Raw genomic sequence first — 7,772 nt, forward strand, 5'->3', positions numbered from 1 at the left:
CCGTCATGCCGTCGACCGTCATCCGCCGCTTCGACTATGACGCACAGACCCGTGCCCTCGACATCCGGTTCGTGTCGGGAAGGATTTACCGCTATTTCGACGTGCCGGAGACGCTTGCCGACCGAATGCGCGCCGCCTCGTCCAAAGGTGCGTTCTTCAATGCGGAACTTCGGGACCGCTATCGCTTCGCCCGCCTGCACTGACATCGGGGGACCGGATATGCTCGCGCCGGACGCCCAGCCCCACCAGCCGGGCGGGAATTCCCCGCAGCATAGCATGGCGATCGAGCAGCCTCACGGGCAGCGGCGGCGCGGTCAGCCGCGTATCGGGATCGAGCAGCGCCCCGATGATATTGTCGTGGATCATCTTCTGCATCCGCTGCACGATCCGCACCGGCAGCATCCGCCTTTTCTGGACCAGCGGCGCCAGGCCGTCCGGATCCTTTCCGGCCGCCATCGCAGCGGCCAGAATATTGGCGGCCGCCACCGCATCCTGGACCGCGAGGTTGATGCCGACGCCGCCCGCCGGCGACATGGCGTGCGCCGCATCGCCGATCGCCAGCAGTCCCGGCATGTGCCAGCGCGTCAGCCGGTCGAGCGAGACCGATAGCAGCTTCGCCTGCTCCCAGTCCGTCAGCGCCTCCGCCGCCTTCGAGAGCGCCGGCACAAGCGTCCCGATCTCGGCGCGAAAGGCGGGCAGTCCACGCGTCCGCACGGCGTCGGCCTCCCCCTTGGCGAAGACATAGGCGCATTGCCAGTAATCGCCCCGGTCGATCTGCACGAACACGCGCCCGGTCTCGAACACGCCCATCGTCTCGTTGTCGCCGCCCGGGTCCGCCTTGGGCAGGCGGAACCAGAACACGTCGATCGGCGCGCCCAGATCCTCCAGCGGCAGCTTCGCCGCTTCGCGCAACACCGACCGCCGTCCATCTGCCGCGATCACGAAATCGGCCGCGGCCACCGATCCGTCCGCCAGCCGGACGCCGTCGACCCGGCCTGCGGTATCCCGACGCAGGCCGATCGCCTCCGCCTCCATGCGAAGGGTGAAGGTCGGATAGCGCGCCGCTTCGCCCGCCACGAAGTCCAGGAACTCCCATTGCGGCATCAGCGCGATGAAACGGCTGTCGACAGGCAGGCGACGGAAATCCGCGATCTCCATCCGCTGACCGGCGACACGAGCGGACAGTTTCTCGACCCGGTCATGCGGCCGCTGCAGCAGAGCCTCGCGCAGACCCAGTTCGCGGAACAGCTCCAGCGTGGAGGGATGAACGGTGTCGCCCCGGAAATCGCGCAGGAAATCGCGATGCTTCTCCAGCACCGTGACGGGCACGCCCGCCCTGGCAAAGAGCAGCCCGGCCATCATCCCTGCCGGACCCCCACCAACGATGACGAGGCCTTTGCCCATGCGCCTTCCTTTCCGGGTCGACCCGCGCCATAGCATCGCTGCATCTCTCCCGCCATGGCGCGGCAACGCCGCTCGCTCTCGACTCCCCCCGTCGCGCTCGTCTAGGAAGGCGCCATGATGAAGCTGTTCATTGGCAACAAGGCCTATTCCAGCTGGTCGCTGCGCGGCTGGCTCGCCTGCAAGCTGTCCGGCCTGCCATTCGAGGAGGTGGTCGTCCCCCTCTATGACGAGGCGTGGGAGAAGCGGCGGGAGGGAGACGAGTTCGCCCCTTCCTCGGGCAAGGTGCCGATCCTGTGGGACGGCGACGATGTCGTCGTGTGGGACAGCCTGGCCATCGTCGAATATCTGAACGAGAAGACCGGCGGCGACCTGTTCTGGCCCGCCGATCCGGGCGCGCGCGCCATGGCCCGGTCGATGGCGGCGGAAATGCACAGCAGCTTCGCCGCGCTCCGCCGCGAGCACAGCATGAACATCCGCCGCATCTACCAGCCGACTCCGCCGTCCGAAGCGGTGGCGCAGGATATCGAGCGCATCATGCAGCTCTGGGCGCAGGCCCGCGCCCGCTATGGCGGCACCGGTGAATTCCTGTTCAGCGACTTCACGGCCGCGGACGTCATGTTCGCGCCGGTCGTCACTCGCTTCATCACATACCAGCTGCCGGTCGCCCGCTTTGCCGAAGCCTATATGCGCGCGATCATCGCCCATCCCTGGATGCAAGAGTGGATCGGCGGCGCGCAGGCCGAGGAATGGGTGATCGACAAGTTCGAGCTGCCCCCGCAGACGGCCTGACCGATGAACGACGCGCCGGAAAGTCCGAAGGAAGCCCGCGCGCAGGAAGCGGCCGCGATCCGCCGCCGCTGGATCACCCTGGGCGAAGTGCTGGCCGTGCTGGCGGTCTTGATCTCGGCGCTGACCCTCTATCTCAACTGGTCGGACAAGCAGGACGAGCGCGCCGACAAGGCCGCGGAAACCCGCAAAGCCTCCACGCGCGCCGCGATCCTGGTGCTGAACGCGACGCCCGACGGCGACGACAGGCTGCTCCTCAAACCCACCGCGCCCGACCAGATCGTGCAGAGCCAGATCATCCTCTTCCCCAAGGCGCTGGACCTCTCCCCCGTCGAGACCACGGGCGACCCCCGCATCGAGGCCCGCTGGTTCGAGGCGGCGCTGAAGCGCGCGCGGGAAAAGGCGAAGCTGCCCGACGACAGCGTGGGAGACGAGCGGCTGCCGGTCGCCATCACCACCCGTTTTGTGGTGAATGGCGAGCCGCATGACGTGGTGTCGCTTTACGACATCGGTTACGGCATCGCGGGGAAATGGCTGTCCGGCCACCACCTCACCCTGCGCGGCCTGTCCCTGGTGGGACACGCCAAGGCCGACCAAGCGCAGACCAGGATCGACACGCGGTGGGAAAGGACCTTCGGCGGCCGGTAGAGGCGCGCCCGGGCGTCGGTTATGGGTTGGGGGAGCGGACATCGCTCCACCGCCGTCATCCCAGCGGAAGCTGGGATCTCTCTTTCATTTTCTTCACATCGCGCCTGAAGAAGTGGGATCGCAGCTTTCGCTGGGATGACGAAGGTGGCCGAAAGCCGACATTCAACCGACCTCCCTCGACAATCGTGCTTCCCTCTGCAAGGCTGAGCCCATGAAGGAGAGGGAGCTTCGCCTCGCGCTCGTCTGCTATGGCGGGATCAGCCTGGCAGTCTACATGCACGGCATCACCAAGGAGATATGGCATCTGGCCCGTGCCAGTCGTGCCTTCCATGACGGTGTGACGGCGGGGAAGGGGAGCCGGGGCGTATACCAGCGGCTGCTCGCCGCCATGGAGGAGGCGAGCGGCGTGCGGCTGCGCGTCATGCCCGACATCATCGCAGGCGCGAGCGCGGGCGGGATCAACGGCATCTTCCTGGCGCAGGCGATCGAGACGGGACAGTCGCTCGAACCGCTGACCGACCTGTGGCTCGACTATGCCGATGTCGACGAGCTGCTCGACCCCGACGCCCGCCCGGCCCGTGCCTTCACCAAATTCTGGGCATCCCCCCTGGTCTGGATGGTGGCGCGGCGGCCGGGCGACGCCATCGAGCAGACGGTCGCGCCCGAGACGCGCGAGGAAGTGCGCCGCAAGCTATCCCGCTTCATCCGCTCGCGATGGTTCGAGCCGCCCTTTGGCGGGGAGATTTTCTCCGCCATGATCCTGGACGCGTTCGACGCGATGACGGCGGCGGAACGCGGACCGCCGCTGCTACCCGAGGGGCATCCGCTCGACCTGTTCGTGACCGTCACCGACTTCGAGGGCCATCCCCAGGGCCTGACGCTCAACAGCCCCCCGCAGGTGGTGGAGACCGAGCACCGCCTGTCGATCGGCTTCCGCGCGCGGGGCCGGGGCGAGCGAATCTTCGCCGACACTGCCGAGCTGGTTTTCGCCGCGCGGGCGACGGCGAGCTTCCCCGGCGCCTTCCCGCCCTTCACCGTGCGGGAACTGGACCGGGTGCTGAAGCGCCGCCATCGCGCCTGGCCGACGCGCGACGCCTTCCTGGCCCGCATCCTGCCGCGGCAGGCAGCGCAGGGGACAGCGGAGGACGCGGTGCTGATCGATGGGTCGGTGCTGGCCAACGCGCCCTTCGCCCAGGCGATCGGCGCGCTGCGGAACCGACCTTCGCGGCGCGAAGTGGACCGGCGCTTCGTCTATATCGACCCCAAGCCGGGCGCCCATTCGATCCGCCTCAACCGGCGCGGAGAGGTGGAAGAGGCGAAGGATTCGAAGCTGCCGGGATTCTTCCGCACCATTTTCGGCGCGCTTTCGGACATTCCGCGCGAACAGCCGATCCGCGACAATCTGGAGGCTATAGACCGGCAGTCCGCGCGCATCCGGCGGATGAGCCGCATCCTGGCCGCGCTGCGGCCGGGGATCGAGACGGAGGTCGAAAGCGCGATCGGCGGCATGCTGTTCCTGGACCGGCCGACACCGGCGCGACTATCCAACTGGCGCGCTAAAGCGCAGCAGCGCGCAGCGAATGCGGCAGGCTTCGCCTTTCCCGCCTATGGCCATTTGAAGCTGTCCGGCATCGTCGAGGATCTGGCCGTCCTGCTGTTCCGCCTGGGCAGCGAGGATGCGCCGATGATGCGGGAAGCCTATCGCAAGGCCATCTGGGCCGCCGTGCGGGCGGCCGATGCGGACAGGCTGACCGACGATGTCGGAGCGGCATCCGCGCCGGTCGATTTCTTCCGCCGGCATGACCTAGCCTTCCGGCTGCGGCGGCTGCGCTTCCTCGCGCGGCGGCTGGCCGAGACACTGGAAGTCGAGAGTGGCGCGGACGAGGCGGCAGTGCAGGGGCTGCACGACGCGATCTATGCGGCGCTGACGCTCTATGCCGAGTGCGAGCCGCTCGATTTCTACGGCGATGCCACGCGGGAGGCGGCCCGCACCGTGCCCACCGATGCCGCCGCCGCCCTGCAGGCCGTGGCCAACGCCCGCGACCTGCGCAGCCGCGACGAGGCGGCTGACCGCATCCTGGCCGAGGCGCTGGCAGCTCTGCCCAAGGCGCAGCGGCGGACGATGCTGCTCGCCTATCTCGGCTTCCCCTTTTACGACATCGCGACCCTGCCGCTGCTGCAGGGCGATGCGATCGACGAATATGACCCGATCAAGGTGGATCGCATTTCCCCCGATGACTGTTCCGCGATTCGCAGCGGTGGTGCAGCGGCGACGCTGAAGGGCATAGAATTCAATAATTTCGGCGCGTTCTTCAGTCGGGTCTATCGCGAAAACGACTATCTGTGGGGACGACTGCACGGGGTGGAGCGGCTTCTGGACATCGTGATTTCCGCCATGCCCGTGGCAAGCCGCCTTTCGCCCGAGGCCGTAGCGGCCTATAGGCGGAAAGCGTTTCTGGCGGTCCTCGACGAGGAGGAGACGCGGCTGCCCCATGTCGCCGATCTCATCGCCAGTCTGCGGAAGGAGATCGGGTGAGCGTGCGGGAAAGGCTGCTTCCGGTGCTGGTTCTGGCGATGCTCGCCGGCTGTTCGCCGTCGAAAGGCGGGCAGCAGACGGAGAGAGAGCCGCGCGCCGGGGCGCGCGAGGCGCCGCTGCCGCCCGCAACCGACATCCCCGCCGTGGCGGAAGCACCGGCGCTGAAGCCGCCTCCCCCGGATCCAAAGCCTGCCACGACGGTCCAGGACCTGCCGCCGACCGATCTGGCGACAGCCACCACCGCGCCCTATCCGCCGCCGGTACTGCAGCAGCCCGCCGAGGGGGAGAGCGAATCCTATCAGCCCATGGACCTGCCGCCGTCCGACGCCGCGGCCAGCGCCGAAGCCTTTCCCGACGAGGTGACGGCTTTCATGGTGGAGCGCGACAGTTGCGACCATTTCCGGGGCGAGGAACCCTATGACGCTGACCGGCGCGCCTATATCGAGGAGAGCATCGCCGAACTGTGCACCGGCACCGATGCGAAGCTGGCGACGCTGCGCCGCCGCTATGCCGCCAATCCGGCCGTGACACGGGCGCTCAGCGGCTATGAGGAGCGGATCGAGAAACCAAGGGACTCCGGCGCATCCTCGCCGCTCTACGCGCCCTTCCTCTCACAATAGGGCGTCGATCGCCGCCGCCATGTCCACGTCGCGCTGCGACAGGCCGCCTGCGTCATGGGTGGTCAGCAGGATGTCCACCCGGTTGTAGACGTTCGACCATTCGGGATGATGATCCGCCTTCTCGGCAAGCAGCGCGACCCGGCTCATGAAGCCGAAGGCGGCATTGAAGTCCGTGAAAACAAAGTGCCGGCGGATGCCTTCGGGGCTTTCCACCACGCTCCATTCGGGCAGGGCGGCGAGCGCCGCGGCGCGCGGGGGCCCGTCCAGTCTGGCAACCATGTGACTATCCTCCTCTTTTCGTTTCGCCTATGTCGCAGCCATGTCCGACACTGGTCAACCGCCCCGCTTCGCGCCGACGAAGGAAGAAATAGAGACGCTGGCGCTCGCCGCGCTCAGCCGCCTGCCGGGCCCGTTCCGCGATCATCTGTCCGATGTCGTGCTGTTCGTCGAGGAATTCGCCGATGCCGACATATTGGCGGAGATGGAAATCGACGATCCCTTCGGCCTCACGGGCCTCTATAGCGGGCGTCCGGTCGGGCAGGAGGCACAGACCGGCGACACGCCCCCCACCGTCCACCTGTTCCGCCGCCCGCTGCTGGACGAATGGGTGGAGACCGGCGTCGCGCTCGACGCACTGATTACCCACGTCGTAGTGCATGAGATCGGCCATCATTTCGGCCTATCCGACCTCGACATGCATGTGCTGGAGGACATGGTCGCGCCATGAGCGGCCCCACCCTGCGGCTGGACGACGTGGCCTGCCTGCGGGGTGGGCGGATGCTGTTCCGCGGCGTCACGCTGGCGCTGGGACCCGGCGGTAGCGCGCTGCTGACCGGCCCCAACGGCGTCGGCAAGTCGAGCCTGCTGCGCATCTGCGCCGGGCTGCTGCCCGCCTTCGCCGGCACCGTGGCGCGCGAGGGCGGCGTGGCGCTGGCGGACGAGCGGTTGGCACTCGACATGGAGCGGCCTCTGGGACAGGCGCTCGGTTTCTGGGCCAAGCTCGACCGCGTCGGAGACGTCGCACTGGAGCGGGCGATGGACGCCATGGCGCTGCGCGGCCTAGCGGCGGTGCCCATACGGATGCTTTCCACCGGCCAGCGCAAACGGGCGATGCTGGCCCGGGTAATCGCGAGCGGTGCCGAGATCTGGCTGCTCGACGAACCGGGCAACGGCCTGGACGACGCATCGCTGGCGCTGCTGGGCGAAGCGGTCGCCGCGCATCTGGCGAGCGGCGGGATCTTGCTGGCCGCATCACACCAGCCGCTGCCCCTGCCTGCCCCCGTCCTGCTCAACCTGTCCGGCCATGTCGAGGCCCACGCATGAGGACGCTGTGGCTGCTGGCCGGACGCGACCTGACGCAGGCCTGGCGCGCGGGCGGTCTGTGGCTGCCGGTCGCCTTCCTGCTGCTGGTGGCCAGCCTTTATCCCTTCGCCGTGGGACCGGACGCTGCACTGCTGCGCCGGTCGGGCGGCGGCATGCTGTGGATCGCGGCGCTGCTGGCGGCGCTGCTGCCCGTCGATCGGCTGGTCGCGCCCGATCGGGACGCGGGCGTGCTGGACCAGATCGCGCTGCGCGGCATCGGCGAGGAGATGGTGCTGCTGGCGCGGCTGGCGGCACACTGGCTTGGCTTCGGGCCGCCGCTGATGATCGCCGCCCTGCCCGCGGCCGCGCTGCTGAAACTGGACGGGGCGACGGTGGCGCTGCTGGAGGCGGGGCTGCTGATCGGCACACCGGCGCTGGCGGCGCTGGGCCTGCTGGTCGCGACGCTGACGGCGGGG

The 7,772-nt window shown here is 68.5% G+C and carries 10 protein-coding genes; 8 read left to right on the plus strand and 2 right to left on the minus strand.

Annotated features, from left to right (window positions below):
* Positions 1-5 precede the first annotated feature (5 nt).
* Positions 6-203 (plus strand): KTSC domain-containing protein, encoded by a 198-nt coding sequence (locus tag M529_RS35990; RefSeq protein ID WP_021318097.1) that lies wholly within the window; start codon positions 6-8, stop codon positions 201-203.
* Here the strand turns inward: M529_RS35990 and M529_RS35995 are convergent.
* Positions 157-1,404, minus strand: a complete 1,248-nt coding sequence (locus tag M529_RS35995; RefSeq protein ID WP_021318098.1) for an FAD-dependent oxidoreductase — start codon at positions 1,402-1,404, stop codon at positions 157-159. The genes M529_RS35990 and M529_RS35995 overlap by 47 nt on opposite strands.
* Positions 1,405-1,518: 114 nt before the next feature.
* Between M529_RS35995 and M529_RS36000 the strand changes: the two genes are divergently transcribed.
* The 4 genes from M529_RS36000 (at position 1,519) to M529_RS36015 (ending at position 5,994) form a co-directional block, all read left to right on the plus strand.
* Complete coding sequence (locus M529_RS36000; protein WP_021318099.1) at positions 1,519-2,193, plus strand: glutathione S-transferase family protein; 675 nt, start codon at positions 1,519-1,521, stop codon at positions 2,191-2,193.
* 3 nt (positions 2,194-2,196) lie between these two features.
* Complete coding sequence (locus M529_RS36005) at positions 2,197-2,838, plus strand: hypothetical protein (protein WP_021318100.1); 642 nt, start codon at positions 2,197-2,199, stop codon at positions 2,836-2,838.
* A gap of 211 nt (positions 2,839-3,049) precedes the next feature.
* Positions 3,050-5,374, plus strand: coding sequence for a patatin-like protein (locus M529_RS36010; RefSeq protein WP_021318101.1), 2,325 nt, complete (start codon positions 3,050-3,052; stop codon positions 5,372-5,374).
* 26 nt (positions 5,375-5,400) lie between these two features.
* The gene (locus M529_RS36015; protein WP_051184051.1) at positions 5,401-5,994 is read left to right on the plus strand and encodes a hypothetical protein; all 594 of its coding nucleotides are present in this window, start codon (positions 5,401-5,403) and stop codon (positions 5,992-5,994) included.
* Here the strand turns inward: M529_RS36015 and M529_RS36020 are convergent.
* Positions 5,986-6,273 (minus strand): 4a-hydroxytetrahydrobiopterin dehydratase, encoded by a 288-nt coding sequence (locus M529_RS36020; RefSeq protein ID WP_021318103.1) that lies wholly within the window; start codon positions 6,271-6,273, stop codon positions 5,986-5,988. The two genes, M529_RS36015 and M529_RS36020, sit on opposite strands and share 9 nt — an antisense overlap.
* Positions 6,274-6,313: 40 nt before the next feature.
* On the opposite strand from M529_RS36020, the gene M529_RS36025 reads away from it, so the two are divergent.
* The 3 genes from M529_RS36025 to M529_RS36035 form a co-directional block, all read left to right on the plus strand.
* Positions 6,314-6,721, plus strand: coding sequence for a metallopeptidase family protein (locus M529_RS36025; protein ID WP_021318104.1), 408 nt, complete (start codon positions 6,314-6,316; stop codon positions 6,719-6,721).
* Positions 6,718-7,317 carry a heme ABC exporter ATP-binding protein CcmA gene (ccmA, locus tag M529_RS36030; protein ID WP_021318105.1) on the plus strand — a complete coding sequence of 200 codons (600 nt, stop codon included), beginning with the start codon at positions 6,718-6,720 and terminating at the stop codon, positions 7,315-7,317. The genes M529_RS36025 and ccmA overlap by 4 nt, the downstream gene beginning before the upstream one ends.
* Positions 7,314-7,772, plus strand: a 459-nt coding sequence (locus M529_RS36035) for a heme exporter protein CcmB (protein ID WP_021318106.1), incomplete at its 3' end; no start/stop codon positions are given. The genes ccmA and M529_RS36035, both read left to right, overlap by 4 nt.

Origin of the sequence: Sphingobium ummariense RL-3, assembly GCF_000447205.1 — a bacterium.
In the GTDB taxonomy this organism is placed as follows: Bacteria; Pseudomonadota; Alphaproteobacteria; order Sphingomonadales; family Sphingomonadaceae; genus Sphingobium; species Sphingobium ummariense.